This window comes from Streptomyces sp. NPDC002564 (assembly GCF_042889645.1).
Classification (GTDB): Bacteria; Actinomycetota; Actinomycetes; order Streptomycetales; family Streptomycetaceae; genus Streptomyces.
In genome coordinates, this window is sequence record NZ_JBIARE010000003.1 from 373,653 (window position 1) to 391,364 (window position 17,712).

The window sequence follows — 17,712 nt, forward strand, 5'->3', positions numbered from 1 at the left end:
GGCCGGGGCTCAACCCTCGTGGTAGTAACCGACGTTCACGCTCCGCGGACCCGACCGGTCCTGGATGACGACCTCGCCGGAGCCGCCCCGGGCGAGCGGCGCGGCCCCGCCGTACGCGAGGGGCCGCACCGCCCCCTCGGACACCACCCGCACCTCGGAGGCCGGATCCGGGTTCGAGCCGCGCAGCCAGCTCACGGACCACGATCCGTCCGGTCCGCAGCGGAACTCCAGATGGGTCCGGGAAACGAACAGCCAGTCGTCGGGCGTCACCAGGCGGCACACGCTCCGGTCCCGCCCCACCCGCAGCACCGCGCCCGGCTCGCTCGGCGCCTCGGCCATGAGCATGCCTGCGGTCGCACCCGCGTCCGCCCCGGAAACCGAGGCCATGGTCAGCTCCAGCACGTACGTACGCTCCTTCAACTCGCGACGGCGCGAGCGTGATTGGTGTGTCGCGCGCTGCCGCATCCTAAGTGCCCGCCCTGGCGTGCCGCACGACCCCTGGGACAATGGATCCATGACGGAGCGCAAGCCACCTGGAGTGAATTTCGAGTCCTGGATCGACCGGCAGATCCGCGAGGCGGAGCAGCGCGGGGACTTCGCCGCCCTGCCCGGCCGGGGCAAGCCGCTGCCCGACGGGCCCGCCCCCTACGACGAGATGTGGTGGATCAAGCAGAAGATGGCCCGCGAGGGCCTCTCCTCCCTGTCCCCCACGCTCGCCCTGCGCAAGGAGGCCGAGGACACGCTCGTCGCGGCGGCCGACGCCCCCTCCGAACGCGTCGCCCGCAGGCTCGTGACGGAGCTCAACGACAAGATCCGCGAGGCGCTGCGCCTCCCGCCGCCCGGCCCGCCGCTCGGTCTGCGCCCGTACGACGTGGACGAGGTGGCCCGCGACTGGCGGGAGCGGCACCCGGCGTGAGACGGGAGCGCCACCCGGCGTGCAGCGGGAGCGCTACCCGGCGTGCAGCGGCAGCGGCGCCCGGTGTGCAGCGCGGGGCACCCTCGGCCCGGAGCCGGGGAACCCCCGAGCCCGAAGCGGTCCGCCGGGCGTTTGCCGGACCGATTCCGGGCAACTCGTCGTGGGGAACGGGTGCCGAGGCCACACGGGGCCTCGCGCCCCGGGCCGATCCCCGAGCCGAGAGGCACCCCGCCCATGTCCACAGTCTTGATCATCGTTCTGATCGTGGTCGTCGTCGCCGTCCTGGCCGGCGTCGCCTTCGTCGTGCTGAACGGCAGGCAGGGCGCGAGCGGCACGCGCGGCCTCCAGCGCCGCTTCGGGCCCGAGTACGACCGCGCGGTCGCCCGGCACGACGGCGACACCAAGGCCGCCGAGCGCGACCTCGGCGAGCGCGTGAAGCGACACGGCTCCCTGCAGCTCGTGCCGCTGGACCCCGCCGCACGCGAGCAGTACACGGCCCGCTGGACCGTCGCGCAGGAGCGCTTCGTCGACTCCCCGCGCGAGGCGGTGGCCGAGGCCGACCGGCTCATCGCCGAACTGGCGGGCGAGCGGGGCTTCCCCACCGCGGACCACTACGAGGACCAGGTCGAGGCGCTCTCCGTGCACCACGCCCACCACGTGCACGGCTACCGCAAGGCACACCGCGCGGCGCTCGGCACGGCGGACCCCGAGACGGCCACCGGCAACGAGACCGAGGAGCTGCGCGCCGCGCTGATCGAGGCGCGGGAGCTCTTCGAGGCCCTGATCGCGGACCACCACACCGGCAACGGCGCCGCCCGCACCGGCGGCATCAGCACGCGCAAGGGCTCGACCGGCATCACGTCCAAGGGAGTTCAGCATGGCTGAGACGTCCGCACTCTTCCCGCCCGACGCACGCGACAAGCTGACGCTGCGGCTGCAGAACGCCGTCAACGGCTTCGTCGACAGCCCGCGCACCGCCGTCGAGAGCGCCGACCGCATCCTGGAGGAGGCGATCGCCGACCTCACCCGGACGCTGGCCGAGCGCCGCCAGGCCCTGCGCACGACGTGGTCGCCGGACGCGTCCCCGGGCGTGCCGTCCCAGGGCGCCCCGTCGCACGGCGTGACGCCCCAGGGCCTCCCCGCGCAGCCGCCAGGACCGGCCCCCGCGCCGGGCGCGCCCGCGGCTCCCGCGACCCCCGTGGACCCCGCGGCGACACCGGCACCCGCGTCGGCCGCGACCGCCGGCGGCCCGACCGCCGGGGCCACCCCGCCGCCCACCGCGTCCCCCGCCGAGGGCGTCACGGGCGTCTCCCACGCCAAGTACTCCACGGACGACACGGAACAGCTCCGCCTGGCCCTGCGCGACTACCGCGAGACGGCCGAGCGCCTGCTGCGCCTGTGAGACGCCCCGGGGCTCACGCGGCCCCGACACCCCGGTGAGGCAGGATGGCGGCATGAGCATCGTGAAGATCAACGCCCTCACCGTCCCCGACGAACAGCGCGAGATCCTGGAGAAGCGCTTCGCGTCCCGCGCGGGCGCCGTGGAGAACTCGGACGGCTTCGAGTGGTTCGAGCTTCTCCGCCCCGTCGAGGGCACCGACCAGTACCTGGTGTACACCCGCTGGCGTGACGAGGCGTCCTTCCAGGCGTGGATGGAGGGGCCCATGAAGGCCGCCCACCAGGGCGGCGGCGAGGGTGGCGGCGAGCGGCCCAAGCCGGCCGCCAGCGGGTCCTCGGTGTGGTCGTTCGAGGTCGTGCAACAGGCCGCGCCGAAGAGCTAATTGAGTTGCGGGGCGGCGTCCGTGGCGGCGCAGAATGACGCCATGAACGACGCCGCCCACGCCGCCCCCTCCTGGACCGTCGCCCCCGAGGCGTACGACTCGGCCGTCGCCGCCGCGCTCTGGCGTGCGTACTACACGGAGGTCAGCGACCGCTGGTACCTGCTCCACGAGGGCCGCACGACGGACCCCGGGGAGCTGGAGCGGGAGGTCGCGGCGGAGACCGGCGCCGATCTCGCGGCGCCGTCCGGAGCGCTCTTCGTCGCGCGGTACGGGGGCGAGCCGGTCGGGACGGCGGGCGTGCGGCTGCTGGACCCGGCGACCGCCGAGCTCAAGCGGGTCTTCGTACGTGAGGACATGCGCGGCAAGGGCGGCGCGCCGCTGCTGCTCGCCGCCGCCGAGGACGCGGCCCGCGCGCTGGGCGCCGGGCGCATCATCCTCGACACCCGCACCGACCTGGCGGAGGCCCGCACGCTGTACGCGCGGCACGGGTACGAGGAGACCGAGCCGCTGACCGAGCGGCCGTACGCCGAGCGCTGGTACGCCAAGGTTCTCACCGGGACGGCGGCGCCCGTCGCACGCTGACGCCTCACGCCGCGCGGACCACCGACGAGCCGTTGTGCGGGCGCTCCGACTCCGACCCGCACAGCTCGGCGCCGAGCTCCTCGACCAGCTGGACCAGGTCGGTCGGCCGGTCCGGGCCCCACCAGTCGCCGAGCAGCTCCGACAGGGACTCCTCGCGCGCCCTGGCCAGCCGGCCGGCGACCTCGCGCCCCTGGTCGGTGAGGATCATCTCCAGGCCCTGGCGCTCGGCGAGGTGGCGTTCCTCGACCTGGCGGGCCGCCGCCGTGATGACGGTCAGCGGCACCGTGCTGCGCTCGGCGAGCACGCCGGGCTCGACGGAGCCGTGCCGGGCGATCCGCAGCAGCAGCCAGCTGGCGGCGGGCAGCAGGTCGTACCCGGCCCGCGCCGTGATCTTCTCGTAGACCGCCCGCCGCCCCTCGCGCGTACCGAGCACCGAAAGGGCCCGCGCGCACTCGTCGTACGAGGAACGCTCCACGGGATTGCTGGCCAGCGTCTGGGTCGGGTCGGGCGCCGTGACCGAGGCGCGCAGCTTGTCCTCGCGCAGGAACCAGGCCAGGACGAAGGCGAGCAGCGCGACCGGCGCCGCGTACAGGAAGACGTCCGTGATGGACGAGGCGTACGCGTGCAGGGCGCTGGGGCGCAGGTCGGCGGGGAGCCGGGAGATGCCGCGCGGGTCGGCCTCCAGGGCGCCCACGCTCAGGCCGGGCGGCAGCGGCTGTCCGGCGAGGGCGTCGGTGAGCTTGTCGCCGAGCCGGTTGGTGAAGATCGTGCCGAAGATCGCGACGCCGAAGGAGGCGCCGATCGAGCGGAAGAACGTGGCGCCGGACGTGGCGACGCCCAGGTCCTCGTAGCTGACGGCGTTCTGCACGATGAGCACGAGCACCTGCATGACCAGGCCGAGACCCAGGCCGAAGACGAAGAAGTACGCGCTCATCTCGCCGGTGCCGCTGTTCTCGTCCAGCTGGTGGAGCAGGAGCAGGCCGAGGGTGGTGACCGCGGTGCCCGCGACCGGGAACACCTTCCAGCGCCCGGTGCGGCTGACGATCTGGCCGGACGCCGTGGTGGACAGGAGCATGCCGGCCACCATGGGCAGCATGTGCACGCCCGACATGGTCGGCGAGACGCCCTGCACGACCTGGAGGAAGGTCGGCAGGTAGGTCATCGCCCCGAACATCGCGAAGCCGACGATGAAGCTGATGACCGCGGAGAGCGTGAAGGTGCGGATCCGGAACAGCTTCAGCGGGATCACCGGCTCCGCCGCCCTGCGCTCCACCGCCACGAAGGCCGCGGCGAGGACCACGCCCAGCACCGCGAGCCCGACGATCTGCGGGGAGCCCCAGGCCCAGGTGGTGCCGCCGAGCGAGGCCACCAGGACCAGGCAGGTGGCGACGGCGGCGATGAGGAAGGTGCCGAGGTAGTCGATGGTGTGCCGGGTGTCGCGCGCCGGGATGTGCAGCGCGGTGGCGATGACGACGAGCGCGATCACGCCGATGGGCAGGTTGACGTAGAAGACCCAGCGCCAGCTGAGGTGCTCGGTGAACAGGCCGCCGAGCAGCGGCCCCAGGACGCTGGTCGCGCCGAAGACCGCGCCGAACAGGCCCTGGTACTTGCCGCGTTCGCGCGGCGACACCAGGTCCCCGACGATCGCCATGGACAGCACCATGAGCCCGCCGCCGCCGAGTCCCTGCAGCGCGCGGAACCCGATGAGCTGCGGCATGTTCTGCGCCATGCCGCACAGCGCCGAGCCCACCAGGAAGATCACGATCGCGGTGAGGAACAGCCGCTTGCGGCCGTACTGGTCGCCGAGCTTGCCCCACAGCGGGGTCGCCGCCGTCGCGGCCAGCATGTACGCGGTGACGACCCAGGACAGGTGGTCCATGCCGCCGAGGTCGCTGACGATCGTCGGCAGCGCGGTGGAGACGATCGTCTGGTCGAGGGCGGCGAGCAGCATGCCGAGCAGCAGCGCGCCGATGGAGACCAGTACGCCGCCGGACGGATGCCCGTTGCCGCCCCTGCCCGGCACCGGGTCGGGCTCCGGCCCGGCGGGCCGGGCACTGACGTCCTGCGTCATGGACACCTCCCGGGGGTCCAGCGGTCCGGCCGGGGTCCGCCACTGGCGGTCCCCGGCGGGCCTTCCCTTTCCATCCTGGTACGTGTCTGCGGTTATGGCCTGTTGAAGCGGGGCTCGGCATAATCGCGGAAGCTCCGGGGCGGGCGGGACACGGGCGGCGGATGAGGTGAGGGGCGGCCGATGGCCGGACGGGACGGGCGGCGCGACGGACGACAGGACGCACGGGACCGGCACGGTGTTCCGCGGTGCCCGGGGTGCGGGGGCCCGACGGGGCCGGGCGGGGCGGATCACGCGGACCGCGCGGGCGGCTCGGTGGGGCCGGGGGGCCGGGTGGGGCCGGGAGACGCGGTGCAGCCGGGCAGCTCCGGGCAGCCGGGCGGAACGGGCCCCGCGAGCGGCTCGGGGCAGGCGGGTGGCTCGGGGCACGCGGGCAGCTCGGTACAGCCGGAGCCGGGAAGCGTGGTGCAGCCGGGAGGCTCGGGGCAGGCGGGTGGCTCGGTGGAGTGTGGGTGCGGGCGGCGCGCGGCCGGTGCGGACGCGGAGCTCCGGACGCGGGCGCGGTCCGCGGAGGCGGCCGCCGCGGCGGACTTCGACCCGCTGCGGATACGTCCCTACGTGTCGCTGCCCGACCCCGAGACGCGCGACGACACCCCCGGGGCGGGCGGCACACATTCCTCCGGCAGGACTGCGAAGGGGCCCCCGGGCCGTACGACGACGGAGGGTCCGGAGTCCACGCGGGGCGCGGAGGCCACCCAGGCCGCGCAGGACGCCCAGGACGCAGAGACGTCGCGGGTCCCGGAGGGCAGGGGCGGGAGAACCGTCCGCAAGCGCGCCCTCGTACTGCTCGCCGGGGCGGGCGCGGCGGCGGCCCTCACCGCCGCCACCGTCTTCGCGATGGGCATGCTCTCGTCCGCCTCGGACGGGCCGACCCGGGACCGCGCGCTGCCGGGCGACCCGGCGTCGGCGTACGCGGACCCGACGAAACCCGCCGCGCCCTCGGCGAAGCCGTCCGCCTCCCCCTCGCACGCGCTCGCCGCCGCACCCGGCGGCAAGCCGTCGCCGACCGCCTCACGGACGCACGTGGAGTCGGCGTCGCCGTCGTCGTCCGCACGCTCGCGCACGCCGTCGCCGTCGACCGCGCGGGCGACGGGCTCGGTGGGGGCGTCGCCGCCACCCCCGCACCGGCCCACCGACGCGACCTTGCGGCCCGGCGACGAGGGCCCCCGGGTGGTCGAACTGCAGGGGCGGCTGGCGCAGCTGGACCTGTACACGGGCGAGCGGGACGGCCGTTACTCGTACGAGGTCACCGAGGCGGTGCTCCGGTACCAGTGGGCGCGGGGGCTCAGCGACGACATGCCGGGCGAATACGGGCGCGAGACGCGCAGGAGCCTGGAGTCGGAGACCACGGAGCCCTGAACACGGGGGCGGACGGGGTCCGTCGGGACCCTCGTCCGCTTGCTTGAGGTGCACTCCAACCTTCTAGCGTGCAGACCGCTGGACCGAGCACCCGACCCGAACGCCCGACGTGTCGCTGCGCCGATGCGTCGGCGGGTCATCCCGCACGACCAACTGCAAAGGCGGCACGTGGTGGACAACCGATTCACGACACATGCGGAACTCTTCGATCTGCGCGGTAAGCGCGCGCTCGTCACCGGTGGCACGCGGGGCATCGGCATGATGATCGCGCGCGGGCTGCTCCAGGCGGGTGCCCGCGTGGTCGTCAGCTCACGCGACACGGAAGCGTGCGCACAGGCGCAGGAAAGGCTGTCCGCGTTCGGTGAGGTGCGGGCCGTCCCCGCCGATCTCTCCCGCCATGACGAGTGCCGACGGCTGTCCGACCTCGTCACCGCCGGCTCGGAGCGTCTCGACATCCTGGTCAACAACGCGGGCGCCATGTGGGACGAGCCGCTGGCGACGTTCCCGGACGCGGCCTGGGACACGGTCGTCGACCTCAACCTGAAGTCGCCGTTCTGGCTGGTCCAGTCGCTGCTGCCCGCACTTCGCAGGGCGGGCACCGCCGACGATCCCGCGCGGGTCGTCAACATCGGCAGCATCGCCGCCATCCATATCCCCCAGCGGCCCAACTACTCGTACTCCAGCAGCAAGGCCGCGCTGCATCAACTCACCCGGGTGCTCGCCAAGGAACTGGGACCGCAGCACGTCACGGTGAACGCCGTGGCGCCGGGGCCGTTCCCGTCGGCGATGATGGCCGCGACCCTCGACGAGTTCGGCGAGACGATCGCGGCGTCCGCCCCACTGGGCCGGATCGGCCGCGACGACGACATGGCGGGTGTCGCGGTGTTCCTGGCCAGCCGGGCGGGCGCGTACCTCACGGGCACCGTGATCCCCGTCGACGGCGGCATCGCCACGACCGCGTAGGTAGGGGCCCGGGGGGCTGTGCCGACCGCACCCCCGGCTTCGAAGGTCAGGCGAACGTCAGCCGGATCGAACCGTCGCCCGCGTCCGCGACACCCACCCCGGACAGGTCGTCGACGTGCACGGTGGGGCCGAATCGCGCGGCCCGCGGGCCGACGCCCACGACGCGCATGCCGGCCGCCTGACCGGCGCGTATGCCGGCCTCGGAGTCCTCGAAGACCACGCAGTCCGCGGGGTCGAGGCCGAGCGCGGCCGCTCCCTTGAGGAACCCCTCGGGGTCGGGCTTGCTGGCGCCCACGCTCTCCGCGGTCACCCGTACGTCCGGCAGCGCGAGCCCGGCCGCGGCCATGCGTCCGGTGGACAGCGGCACGTCGGCGGAGGTCACGAGGGCGTGCGGCAGGCGGAGTTCGGCCAGCGCGGCCATGAACGCGGGGGCGCCGGGCACCGGCACGACGCCGTCCATGTCGGAGGTCTCCGCGACGAGCATCTCGCGGTTCTCCGCGTAGTTCTCCTCCATCGGGCGCTCCGGCAGCAGCACCGCCATCGAGGCGTAGCCCTGGCGTCCGTGGACGACCTTGATGACCTCGTCGAAGTCGAGCCCGTGCCGTGCGGCCCAGCGCCGCCAGCAGCGCTCGACGACGGCGTCGGAGTTGACGAGGGTGCCGTCCATGTCGAGCAGCACCGCCCGTGCGGTCAGTACGGGGGCGACGGGGTCGGCGGTCGTGGCCGTCATCGGGTGCTCCAGGGCGCAGAGGCGGCGGTAGATCAAGGCAGCCCCGCCCGCCGGTCAGGGAGTACGGGCGGAGCCACTTTGTTTCTGCACGGTACAAAACGTGGCCAGCAAAAGCCAACGCCGCAGGTCACACCGCCCAAGCACCCCAAATGGGGTGAGCCGCACAAGGGGGTAACGGGAGGGCGGACCGGACGCCCGGGCGACGCGGGAAGGGCGACGGGCGTACCAGGCACCCCTCTACACGGAACGGGCGACGGGCGACGGGCGACGGGCGACGGGCGACGGGCGAGGGGGTCCGGCATATCAGGCACCCCTCGACACGGACCGACGCGAGCGCCGAGCCGCGAGCACCGAGCACCGAGCACCGAGCACCGAGCACCGAGCACCACCCTGCCCGCCCCCGCCCAGCCCGCACCCCTCACCCCCACCACCCCTCCCCCCACACCCACAACTCCCGGCCTCCTCCACACGCATGACAGATCGCCAGAAACCGCCGGAACCCTTGAAGTCGGCACCCATTTGACGCGACCCTGTCACCGGATGCACATCCACGAGTAACCACACCAGGCAACGATGACCGCCCCACCGGTCAACTTCCCCCCACACCTAGGGAGTTCGTATGTCCGCCGTCTACGCGCGTCGACGCACCCGCCCCGCCCTCGCCACCGCAGCCGTCGCCCTCGCCACCGCCACCACGCTGTTCGGCGGCACCCCGGCCCACGCCGCTCCCCCGGCCCCGGTCAGCGCCGCCACGGCCCGCACCTACCTGGGTGAACTCACCGTCAAGGCCGAGGGATCCGCCGACGGCTACAGCCGGGACAAGTTCCCGCACTGGAGCACGCAGTCCGGCGCCTGCAACACCCGCGAGGTCGTCCTCAAGCGCGACGGCACCGGCGTCGAGCAGGACGCCAGCTGCGCCGCCACCTCCGGCACCTGGAAGTCGCCCTACGACGGCGGCTCCTGGACCGCCGCGTCCGACGTCGACATCGACCACGTCGTCCCGCTCTCCGAGGCCTGGAAGTCCGGCGCGAACAGCTGGACCACCGCACAGCGCGAGGGCTTCGCCAACGACCTCACCCGGCCCCAGCTGATCGCGGTCACCGACAACGTGAACCAGGCCAAGGGCGACAAGGACCCGGCCAAGTGGCTCCCGCCCACCACCTCGTACCACTGCTACTACGCCCGGATGTGGGTGGACGTGAAGCACCACTACAAGCTCAGCCTGAACACCGAGGAGAAGAGCGCCCTGTCCTCGATCCTCAACGGCTGCTGATCCGGCGGACCGGTCACGGCCGCCGACCCGGCGGACAAATCGCGGAACCGCCCCACCCTTCCCCGTCGTTCCGTACCGTACGGGGCGACGGAGGAGGGTGATCGACTGTGGCACGGCTGCGCCTTGGTCCACTGCTGAGGTACGTCGACGGTTCCACGGCGACCGTCTGGGTCGAGGCCGACCGGCCCTGCACCGCCGAGGTGCGGTGCGCGGACGGCGCGCGCGGCTCCGCGCGGACCTTCCAGGTCGCCGGTCACCACTACGCGCTCGTCCCGGTCACCGGACTCACCCCCGGCACGGAGACGGCGTACGAGGTGCGGCTCGGCGAGAGCACGCGGGCGGTCGTCTGGCCGCTGCCCGACTCGCCCTTCCCGGCCAGCACGATCCGCACCCCGTCCGGGGCGGCCGACGCCGAACTGCGCGTCACCTTCGGCTCCTGCCGCTGGGCCGCGCCGCCCTCCGACGAGCACGACCCGGTGGGCCCCGACGCCCTGGACACCCTCGCGGCCCGCATCGCCGCCGACCCGGCGGCCGAGCGCCCGGACGTGCTGCTGCTCCTGGGCGACCAGGTGTACGCGGACCAGACCTCCAAGGCCACCCAGCGCTGGCTCGCCGCCCGCCGCGACCTCACCGACCCGCCGGGCCTCCAGGTCGCGGACTACGAGGAGTACACCCACCTCTACTACGAGTCCTGGCTCGACCCCGAGGTGCGCTGGCTGCTGTCCACCGTCCCCAGCTGCATGATCTTCGACGACCACGACGTGATCGACGACTGGAACACCAGCGCGGCCTGGCTCGCCGAGATGCGGGACACGCCCTGGTGGCGCGAGCGCATCCTGAGCGGCCTGATGTCGTACTGGGTCCACCAGCACCTGGGCAATCTGCCGCCCGCCGAGCTCGCGGACGACGCCCTGTACGCCGCCGTGTGCGCCGCCCCGGACGGCACGGACGCGCTGCGGACCTTCGCCGCAACGGCCGACGCGGACCCCACGAGCACCCGGTGGAGCTACCGGCGGGACTTCGGCCGCGTACGCCTGCTGATGGTCGACACCCGCGCGGCCCGCGTCCTGGAGGAGGGGAAGCGGGCGATGCTCGACCCGGACGAGGCCCGCTGGGTGCGCGAGCAGGCGCTGGAGGGGCCGGGCAGCTACGACCATCTCCTCGTCGGCACGTCGCTGCCCTGGCTGCTCCCCCACCTCATCCACGACGCCGAGGGGTGGAACGCCGCGCTGTGCCGCGGCGAGCGCGGTGCCCGCTGGGCCCGCTTCGGCGAGAACCTGCGCCGCCGGTCCGACCTGGAGCACTGGGCCGCCTTCCCCACCTCCTTCGAGGCGCTGACCGCGCTGATCGCCGAGGCGGGCACGGGTCCGCAGGCGCCGGCCACGGTGTGCGTCCTCTCCGGTGACGTCCACCACGCCTACGTCGCCGAGCCGAGCTGGCCCGCGGGCGGCGGCCCCGGGGCCCGGGTCCTGCAGCTGACCTGCTCCCCGGTCCACAACTCCATCCCCGCGTCGATCAGGCTCGGCTTCCGCTTCGGCTGGAGCCGGGTGGGACGGGCACTCGGGCGCCGGTTCGCCCGGCACGGCTCGGTGACCCAGGCGGGCATCGACTGGCACCGGACGGGCGGCCCCTGGTTCGGCAACCAGCTCATGACCCTGACCCTGCGCGGCCGCTCCTCGCGGCTGCGGCTCGACCAGGCGCGGGCGGTGCGCGGCGCGGGCGTCCGGCTGGAGACGGTGGAGACGACGCGGCTTTCGTGAGGCGCGGGCGTGTGCGCGGACCTGGGCGCGGGCGGATATCGCGGGATCCCCCGGCTCCAGGGGCCGGGCGCACGGGCCTTCGGGAGTCAGGGGCACGGTCTTCGGGGGCAGGGGCACACGGCCTTCGCGAGTCGGGCGTACGGCTCTCATGAGCTGCGCGTACCACCCTCGCGAGCCGGGCGCACAACCCCTCGCGAGCCGGGCCGACAGCCCTCACTAACCGGGCGCACAAGCCCTCGCGAGCCGGGCCGACAGCCCTCACTAACCGGGCGCACAAGCCCTCGCGAGCCGGGCCGACAGCTCTCACGAGCCGGGCGTACCGCCCTCGTGAGCTGCGGGGACGGCCCTCATGGGCAGGGTGGACCCTGCGCCGGCGGGTCCCGCCCGGGGCGCGCGCACCGTGCTCCCACGCGCCGCGCACCCCCTGTTCACACGGCGCACACCCCTCCCGCGTGACACAGGCCACACCACCGGCCGGATCCTCCGTCCGGGGTTCGGCCGCGGGGTCCCCGGCGGCATGATGATGCGGACCATCCGCTTCTACCGTCCGCCATGCCCCGGGAGTCACGCTTTTGTCCGCACTTCTGCCCGCGCCGCGCCGGTCCGCGCCGGATGCTCCCGCCACCGAGCTCGCCCTGGTCGGCGCGGGCCCGCGCGGCACCAGCGTGCTCGAACGCCTCTGCGCCTCCGCGGCGGAACTCCTCCCGCCCGGGGCCCGCCTGACGGTGCACGTCGTCGACCCGGCGCCGCCGGGCGCGGGGCGCGTCTGGCGGACGGCGCAGCCCGCCGAGCTCCTGATGAACACGGTCGCCTCCCAGGTGACCCTGTTCACCGACGCGAGCGTCGACTGCTCGGGGCCGATCCGCCCGGGCCCCAGCCTGTACGAGTGGGCCGCCGGGGGCCGCGTGCCGGGGCTCGGTCCCGACGACTATCCGACCCGCGCCTGTTACGGCCGCTATCTGGAGTGGGTCTTCGCGCGGACCGTGCGCCTCGCGCCAGACGCGGTCCGCGTCCGGGTCCACGCGGCGCGCGCCGTACGCCTCGACGAGACGGCCGACGGCCTGCAGACCCTCGCCCTGGACAGCGGACTCGAACTCTCCGGGCTCGCCGCGGTCGTCCTCGCCCAGGGCCACCTGCCGACGGCCGACGACGGCGGGCAGCGGCACCTGACGGCCCATGCGGCACGGCACGGCCTGCGCCACTTCCCGCCCGCCAACCCGGCCGACCTGGACCTGTCCGTCCTCGCCCCCGGCGAACGCGTGCTGCTGCGCGGGCTCGGCCTCAACTTCTTCGACCACATGGCGCTGCTGACCGAGGGCCGCGGCGGGCGGTACGCGCGCACGCCCGAGGGCACCCTGCGGTACACGCCCTCGGGGCGCGAGCCCCTGCTGTTCGCCGGTTCGCGGCGCGGCGTCCCGTACCAGGCGCGCGGCGACAACGCGAAGGGGCCGTACGGGCGGCACGAGCCCGCGGTGCTCACCGCCGACGCCGTGGCCCGCTTCCGCAAGCGGGCGGACAGCGGTGACGCGCCCGACTTCCGCACCGAGATATGGCCGCTGATCGCGAAGGAGGTCGAGACGGTCCACTACGCGGCGGTGCTCGCGGCGCGGGACGACGGTCACCCCGAGGGTGACAGGGGCGCCGGGGACGTGCCGGGACCCCGGGGTGCCGTCGGGGGCCCGCAGGACGTCCGGGGCTTCCGGGAGCGGTTTCTCGCCACGGGGCACGGGAGCCCCCAAGAGGCCCTCGTGCTCGCCGAGTTCGGCATCACGGACGACGAAATCTGGTCCTGGGAACGGCTCTCCCGGCCGCACCCCACCGCCGCGTTCGCCTCGCCGGAGGCCCACCGTGCCTGGCTGCTCGACCGGCTGCGCGAGGACGCCGCGCAGGCCGCGCTCGGCAATGTCGCGGGTCCCCTGAAGGCCGCCCTCGACGTCCTGCGCGACCTGCGCAACGAGCTCCGTCAGGTCGTCGACCACGGGGGCCTGTCCGGCGCCTCGCGCCGCGACGACCTCGACGGGTGGTACACGCCGCTCAACGCCTTCCTGTCCATCGGCCCACCGCGCCGCCGCATCGAGGAGATGGCGGCGCTCATCGAGGCGGGCGTCCTGGAGGTGCTCGGCCCGCGCCTGGCCGTACGCCCCGACGGCGGCGCGTTCCTCGCCCACTCCCCCGACGTGCCGGATTCCACCGTGCGCGTCACCGCCCTGATCGAGGCCCGGCTGCCCGAGCCGGACCTGCGCCGCACCGCCGACGCGCTGCTCGGACGGCTCCTCGCGGACGGCCATTGCCGCCCCCACGTGGTCGACGGGTACGAAACCGGAGGCCTGGACGTGACCCCTCGCCCGTACCGCGTGATCGACCGTCAAGGACGTCCGCACGCCCGGAGGTTCGCGTTCGGGGTGCCCACCGAAGGGGTCCACTGGGTGACCGCGGCCGGTGCCAGGCCCGGTGTCGACTCGGTGACGCTGTCCGACGCGGACGCGGTGGCGCGGGCCGCCCTGCGGACGGCCGCGGGGACCGGGGTGCCGCTCCCCGGATCCGGGCCCGAGCCGAAACGGAATCTCCGGCTGACCGAATGTTGAACTTGCAAGCACAAATTAGGTTCGCCTAATCTTGGGCCTCCGCTCGGTTAACGTCCCCCAACCGAAGGAGTCCCCCACCATGACTGGACGTCTCGACAGCGCCCAGCCCTACGCCCTCGGCCTGTTCCGCATAGTGATCGGCCTGCTGTTCGCCTGCCACGGAGCGGCCTCGCTCTTCGGCGTCCTCGGCGGCAGCACCGTCGACGCCGGCACCTGGCCCAGCTGGTACGCCGCCGTCATCCAGCTCGTCGGCGGCATCCTGGTCCTGCTGGGCCTCGGCACCCGCGCCGCCGCGTTCCTCTCGTCGGGCTCGATGGCCTACGCGTACTTCAAGGTCCACCAGCCCGAGGCCCTGTGGCCGATGGAGAACGGCGGCGAGGCCGCGGCGATCTTCTGCTGGGCGATGCTGCTCTTCGTCTTCACCGGGTCCGGCGCCTTCGCCCTGGACCGCCTCTTCGCCTCGCGGAGCGCGAGCCGGCAGGGCAAGGAAGACGGGGCCGACGAGGGCGCCGAGCGCGCGCCCATCGCGGCCTGACCCCACCCCGGCCGCCCCGGCACGAGAACGGCGCCCCCTTCCCCCGTACCGAGCACCAGGTACGGGGGAAGGGGGCGCCGTCGTCCGTCACACGTCGGCACCAGTACCGGCACCAGTACCGGTCCCCGTGCCCGCATCGGCGCCGTCGGCGTTCTGCGCGCTGGGCAGGGAAGCGAACGGGACCGTGAAGCAGGCGGCCCGTTCGCCCGCGCCGCCCGGCGCGTCGTGCAGGACCACGGACGCGGCGCCGCCCGGCCGGAATCCCCAGGCGTGCCGGGCGGTCGCCGCACCGGAGCCGTCCGCGGCGGCGGTGAAGTCGAGCCACACCTCGTTGTCCGCGTTGACGTGGGCGGGGTCCATCGACGGCTGCACGGGGTCGACGCGGTCCTGGTAGTGGCCGCCCGCCGCCTCCGGCGCCGCGCCGCACGGCTTCTGGTGCACGTGGACGCCGTACGCGTGCCCCGGCTTCATGCCCCTGACCCGCAGCGAGACCGTCGTCGCGCCCGGCACGCTGCGCTGCGCCACCTCGATCCACGACGCGGCGGGCACGAGCCCCGTGTCGTACGTGATCGCGGGCGAGGGGACGAAGGCGGTCGGCGGGGCGAACCAGGCCTCGGCCCGCGCCCAGGAGGACTCCGCCCCCACGTCCGTCGCACCGCCGCCGGTGTCGCCTGCCCCACCGCCCGCGGCCACCACGGCCACCGCCACCGCACCGGCCAGCGTTCCTGCCACCATCGCCCGCTCCTGTCCATCGTCCTGACTCGTTCGTACGGGACTTCAGTGCCGTACGCCGCATCGGAGGAGGCAGCCGGGTGAACGTGACGTAGCGAACATCCGGGCCCCCAGTGGATGTTCGGGCCCAGACTCGGCGTACGCTGTACAGCTGTCATCAGGCCGCCCCTGCCGTCTCCCGCGACACAGCGGCAACGCGCTGCCGACCGGGGAGTAACGGGGAGTTACGGGTGCTTGAGAGTGTGGGGGCGTTGACCGGCAGTCCGTGGATCTATGCGGTTGTCGCGGTATCCGTCCTTTTCGACGTGTTCGTGCCGGTGCTGCCGAGCGGCGTCATCGTCATCATGTCCGCGACCGCCGCCGCTGCGGCGGGGACCGGGGCGGGGCAGGTGCCGCACGCCGTCCCCGACATCCTGATGCTGACCCTCTGCGCGGCCACCGCGTCCGTGCTCGGCGACATGGTCGCCTTCCGGCTGGCCTGGCGCGGCGGCGAACGCCTCGACCGCGCCATCGCCCGCTCCCGCCGGCTGACCACCGCGCAGGAACGGCTCGGCACGGCGCTTGCGCGGGGCGGCGGCATCCTCGTGGTGATCGCGCGCTTCGCGCCCGCCGGACGCTCGATCGTCTCCCTCGGCGCGGGCGCGGCCCACCGCAGACTGCGCGAGTTCCTGCCCTGGTCCGCCCTGGCCGGCGTGGCCTGGGCCGCCTACAGCGTCGCCCTCGGCTACTTCGGCGCGCAGTGGCTCGGCGCGACCTGGCTGGCCACCGGCGTCTCGCTGCTCGCGCTCTTCGCGGCGGGCGCGGGCGCGGCGTTCCTGGTGCGGCGCCCGGCGGCGGCCGAGCAGGCGGTCGCGGGCTGACCTGATCCCGGGCGCGCGGCCCGAACCGCCGCCCGAACCGTCGGGCGGGGGCCGCGCCGGCCGCGTACGGCCCGTCGCTACGACGCGCGCGCCGTCCCGCGTACCTCCAGGTCGGCGAGGAGCGCCGCGGTCGCGTCGGCGACGGCGTCCACGGCCCGGTCGAACACCTCGCGGTTGTGGGCGGCCGGGGCGCGGAAGCCGGACACCTTGCGCACGTACTGCAGTGCGGCGGCCCGGATCTCCTCCTCGGTGGCGTCCTCGGGGATGGCGGGCGGGCGGAGCGTCTTGATGCTTCGGCACATGCTTCCAGCTTGCCACCGGGCACGGCCCGCCGTCAGGCGGCCTCGCGCCCCGGCGCCAGGACCGGCGCACGCCCCTCGGGGAAGTCCGCGGGCGCGCACGTCGACCTGCCTCGGGGAGGTCCGCGGGCGCGCACGTCGACCTGCTCCGCGCACCGCAGCATCCCGCGCGCCCGCCCCTCCGCCGCACCCCCGGCCACTTGGCCACCCGGCCCGCCATCAGCACGTCGGCCAAGAGCCCGCCTCCACCGCCCCACGGGCGACACCGCTTCACTCCCGCGCCGCGTTTCGCTCGCACACGGAATTCGAACAGGAGTACCATTACGGCGTGCCTGTCACCCCAGCCCATGACTTCCCGAGCGACCTCCTCGCCGGCCAGGAGGAACTGCACCAGGTCCGCTCCGTGCTCCTGGCCCTGCTCAAACGCCTGCCGTGGTCCGTCGAGCCGCTCGACGGCTTCAGCGACACCGGCGGCTGGCGCAAGGTGGAGCGCCCCGCCTCCCCCGGATGGACCCCGGAGGAACAGGCCGAGGTCGAGCAACTGCGCACGCGAGAGCGGGAGTTGGCGGTCTTCGTGACCTGTCACGACTACTGGGAGCAGGTCTCGGGGCCGGCCGCCGTCGCCGCGCGGGCCCGCCTCAAGCACGCCCACGACGCGCCGGACGACTCCCTGCCCGCGAGCCATTGACAGCCGTGTGCGGCGGGCGTTGACTCGCTACCAGCCGCGCCGGAGCCCCCTTCGAGCCACGGAGGTGCAGCCCATGAACGTCTTGATGGTCGTCGCGATCCTGGCCCTCGTCGGCCTCGGCTTCGACCAGCCGCTGCTGTGGCTGGCCGCCGCGGCCCTCGCCTTCTACCTGGTGCGCTTCTACGAGGGCGGCGCGTCCGCCAAGAAGAGCGGCACCCCGGGCAGTTCGGGCGGAGCGGGCGGCCAGGGCGGGGGAGGCGGCGCCGGTGGTGGTGGCGGCTACCCCAAGACGTACCGCGACTACCGCCTCCGCAAGGAGCGCCAGGAACGCTGGGACCGGCGGTACCGCAGGACGCACCCCAGATCCGGCCGCTGAGGCACCGGCCGCGACGGCCGAACCGCCACCGCCACCGCCACCACCACCACCACCACCACGGACGAACGTACGGACCAGGCGAACGTACGAACAGACGGAGGGCGGGAACACTCACGTCGAGTGTTCCCGCCCTCCGTCGTCGGCC

The 17,712-nt window shown here is 74.2% G+C and carries 19 protein-coding genes; 14 read left to right on the forward strand and 5 right to left on the reverse strand.

Annotated features, from left to right (window positions below):
* Positions 1 to 9: 9 nt before the first annotated feature.
* Complete coding sequence (locus tag ACFYXE_RS13215) at positions 10 to 402, reverse strand: hypothetical protein (RefSeq protein WP_389311944.1); 393 nt, start codon at positions 400 to 402, stop codon at positions 10 to 12.
* A gap of 112 nt (positions 403 to 514) precedes the next feature.
* Between ACFYXE_RS13215 and ACFYXE_RS13220 the strand changes: the two genes are divergently transcribed.
* The 5 genes from ACFYXE_RS13220 to ACFYXE_RS13240 all read left to right on the forward strand — a co-directional run bounded on the left by ACFYXE_RS13220 (position 515) and on the right by ACFYXE_RS13240 (position 3,279).
* A complete protein-coding gene (locus tag ACFYXE_RS13220; RefSeq protein ID WP_389311946.1) occupies positions 515 to 916 on the forward strand; it encodes a DUF1992 domain-containing protein in 402 nt (133 codons plus the stop codon).
* A 234-nt stretch (positions 917 to 1,150) separates the two neighbouring features.
* Positions 1,151 to 1,801 (forward strand): hypothetical protein, encoded by a 651-nt coding sequence (locus ACFYXE_RS13225; RefSeq protein WP_389311948.1) that lies wholly within the window; start codon positions 1,151 to 1,153, stop codon positions 1,799 to 1,801.
* Entirely contained in the window at positions 1,794 to 2,318 is a 525-nt protein-coding gene (locus tag ACFYXE_RS13230) for a hypothetical protein (protein WP_389311950.1), read from the forward strand. The genes ACFYXE_RS13225 and ACFYXE_RS13230 overlap by 8 nt, the downstream gene beginning before the upstream one ends.
* A gap of 52 nt (positions 2,319 to 2,370) precedes the next feature.
* The gene (locus ACFYXE_RS13235) at positions 2,371 to 2,697 is read left to right on the forward strand and encodes an antibiotic biosynthesis monooxygenase family protein (protein WP_389311952.1); all 327 of its coding nucleotides are present in this window, start codon (positions 2,371 to 2,373) and stop codon (positions 2,695 to 2,697) included.
* Between the two features lie 42 nt (positions 2,698 to 2,739).
* On the forward strand, positions 2,740 to 3,279 hold the full coding sequence (locus tag ACFYXE_RS13240; RefSeq protein WP_389311954.1) for a GNAT family N-acetyltransferase: 540 nt from the start codon (positions 2,740 to 2,742) through the stop codon (positions 3,277 to 3,279).
* Between the two features lie 4 nt (positions 3,280 to 3,283).
* Here the strand turns inward: ACFYXE_RS13240 and ACFYXE_RS13245 are convergent, their stop codons facing one another.
* On the reverse strand, positions 3,284 to 5,350 hold the full coding sequence (locus tag ACFYXE_RS13245; RefSeq protein WP_389311956.1) for a DHA2 family efflux MFS transporter permease subunit: 2,067 nt from the start codon (positions 5,348 to 5,350) through the stop codon (positions 3,284 to 3,286).
* Between the two features lie 459 nt (positions 5,351 to 5,809).
* Between ACFYXE_RS13245 and ACFYXE_RS13250 the strand changes: the two genes are divergently transcribed.
* Both ACFYXE_RS13250 and ACFYXE_RS13255 read left to right on the forward strand, forming a co-directional pair.
* Complete coding sequence (locus ACFYXE_RS13250) at positions 5,810 to 6,766, forward strand: peptidoglycan-binding protein (protein WP_389311958.1); 957 nt, start codon at positions 5,810 to 5,812, stop codon at positions 6,764 to 6,766.
* 168 nt (positions 6,767 to 6,934) lie between these two features.
* The gene (locus ACFYXE_RS13255) at positions 6,935 to 7,729 is read left to right on the forward strand and encodes an SDR family oxidoreductase (protein WP_389311960.1); all 795 of its coding nucleotides are present in this window, start codon (positions 6,935 to 6,937) and stop codon (positions 7,727 to 7,729) included.
* Between the two features lie 46 nt (positions 7,730 to 7,775).
* Here the strand turns inward: ACFYXE_RS13255 and ACFYXE_RS13260 are convergent, their stop codons facing one another.
* On the reverse strand, positions 7,776 to 8,459 hold the full coding sequence (locus ACFYXE_RS13260) for an HAD-IA family hydrolase (protein ID WP_389311962.1): 684 nt from the start codon (positions 8,457 to 8,459) through the stop codon (positions 7,776 to 7,778).
* Positions 8,460 to 9,078: 619 nt separating this feature from the next.
* Between ACFYXE_RS13260 and ACFYXE_RS13265 the strand changes: the two genes are divergently transcribed.
* The 4 genes from ACFYXE_RS13265 (at position 9,079) to ACFYXE_RS13280 (ending at position 14,612) form a co-directional block, all read left to right on the forward strand.
* A complete protein-coding gene (locus ACFYXE_RS13265) occupies positions 9,079 to 9,732 on the forward strand; it encodes an HNH endonuclease family protein (protein ID WP_389311964.1) in 654 nt (217 codons plus the stop codon).
* Positions 9,733 to 9,839: 107 nt separating this feature from the next.
* Complete coding sequence (locus ACFYXE_RS13270) at positions 9,840 to 11,492, forward strand: alkaline phosphatase D family protein (RefSeq protein WP_389311966.1); 1,653 nt, start codon at positions 9,840 to 9,842, stop codon at positions 11,490 to 11,492.
* 572 nt (positions 11,493 to 12,064) lie between these two features.
* Positions 12,065 to 14,077, forward strand: a complete 2,013-nt coding sequence (locus tag ACFYXE_RS13275) for an FAD/NAD(P)-binding protein (protein WP_389311968.1) — start codon at positions 12,065 to 12,067, stop codon at positions 14,075 to 14,077.
* Positions 14,078 to 14,156: 79 nt separating this feature from the next.
* The gene (locus ACFYXE_RS13280; protein WP_389311970.1) at positions 14,157 to 14,612 is read left to right on the forward strand and encodes a DoxX family protein; all 456 of its coding nucleotides are present in this window, start codon (positions 14,157 to 14,159) and stop codon (positions 14,610 to 14,612) included.
* Positions 14,613 to 14,699: 87 nt separating this feature from the next.
* Here ACFYXE_RS13280 and ACFYXE_RS13285 read toward each other — a convergent pair whose 3' ends face one another.
* Positions 14,700 to 15,347 (reverse strand): superoxide dismutase family protein, encoded by a 648-nt coding sequence (locus tag ACFYXE_RS13285; protein ID WP_389311972.1) that lies wholly within the window; start codon positions 15,345 to 15,347, stop codon positions 14,700 to 14,702.
* 227 nt (positions 15,348 to 15,574) lie between these two features.
* Here ACFYXE_RS13285 and ACFYXE_RS13290 point away from each other — a divergent pair, with 227 nt between their 5' ends.
* On the forward strand, positions 15,575 to 16,204 hold the full coding sequence (locus ACFYXE_RS13290) for a VTT domain-containing protein (protein WP_361166322.1): 630 nt from the start codon (positions 15,575 to 15,577) through the stop codon (positions 16,202 to 16,204).
* 77 nt (positions 16,205 to 16,281) lie between these two features.
* Here the strand turns inward: ACFYXE_RS13290 and ACFYXE_RS13295 are convergent, their stop codons facing one another.
* Positions 16,282 to 16,506, reverse strand: a complete 225-nt coding sequence (locus tag ACFYXE_RS13295; protein WP_389311974.1) for a DUF2277 family protein — start codon at positions 16,504 to 16,506, stop codon at positions 16,282 to 16,284.
* A gap of 325 nt (positions 16,507 to 16,831) precedes the next feature.
* Here ACFYXE_RS13295 and ACFYXE_RS13300 point away from each other — a divergent pair, with 325 nt between their 5' ends.
* Together ACFYXE_RS13300 and ACFYXE_RS13305 are read left to right on the forward strand one after the other, a co-directional pair.
* Positions 16,832 to 17,191, forward strand: coding sequence for a hypothetical protein (locus ACFYXE_RS13300; protein WP_389311976.1), 360 nt, complete (start codon positions 16,832 to 16,834; stop codon positions 17,189 to 17,191).
* Positions 17,192 to 17,264: 73 nt separating this feature from the next.
* Positions 17,265 to 17,567 carry a hypothetical protein gene (locus ACFYXE_RS13305; protein ID WP_389311978.1) on the forward strand — a complete coding sequence of 101 codons (303 nt, stop codon included), beginning with the start codon at positions 17,265 to 17,267 and terminating at the stop codon, positions 17,565 to 17,567.
* Positions 17,568 to 17,712 lie beyond the last annotated feature (145 nt).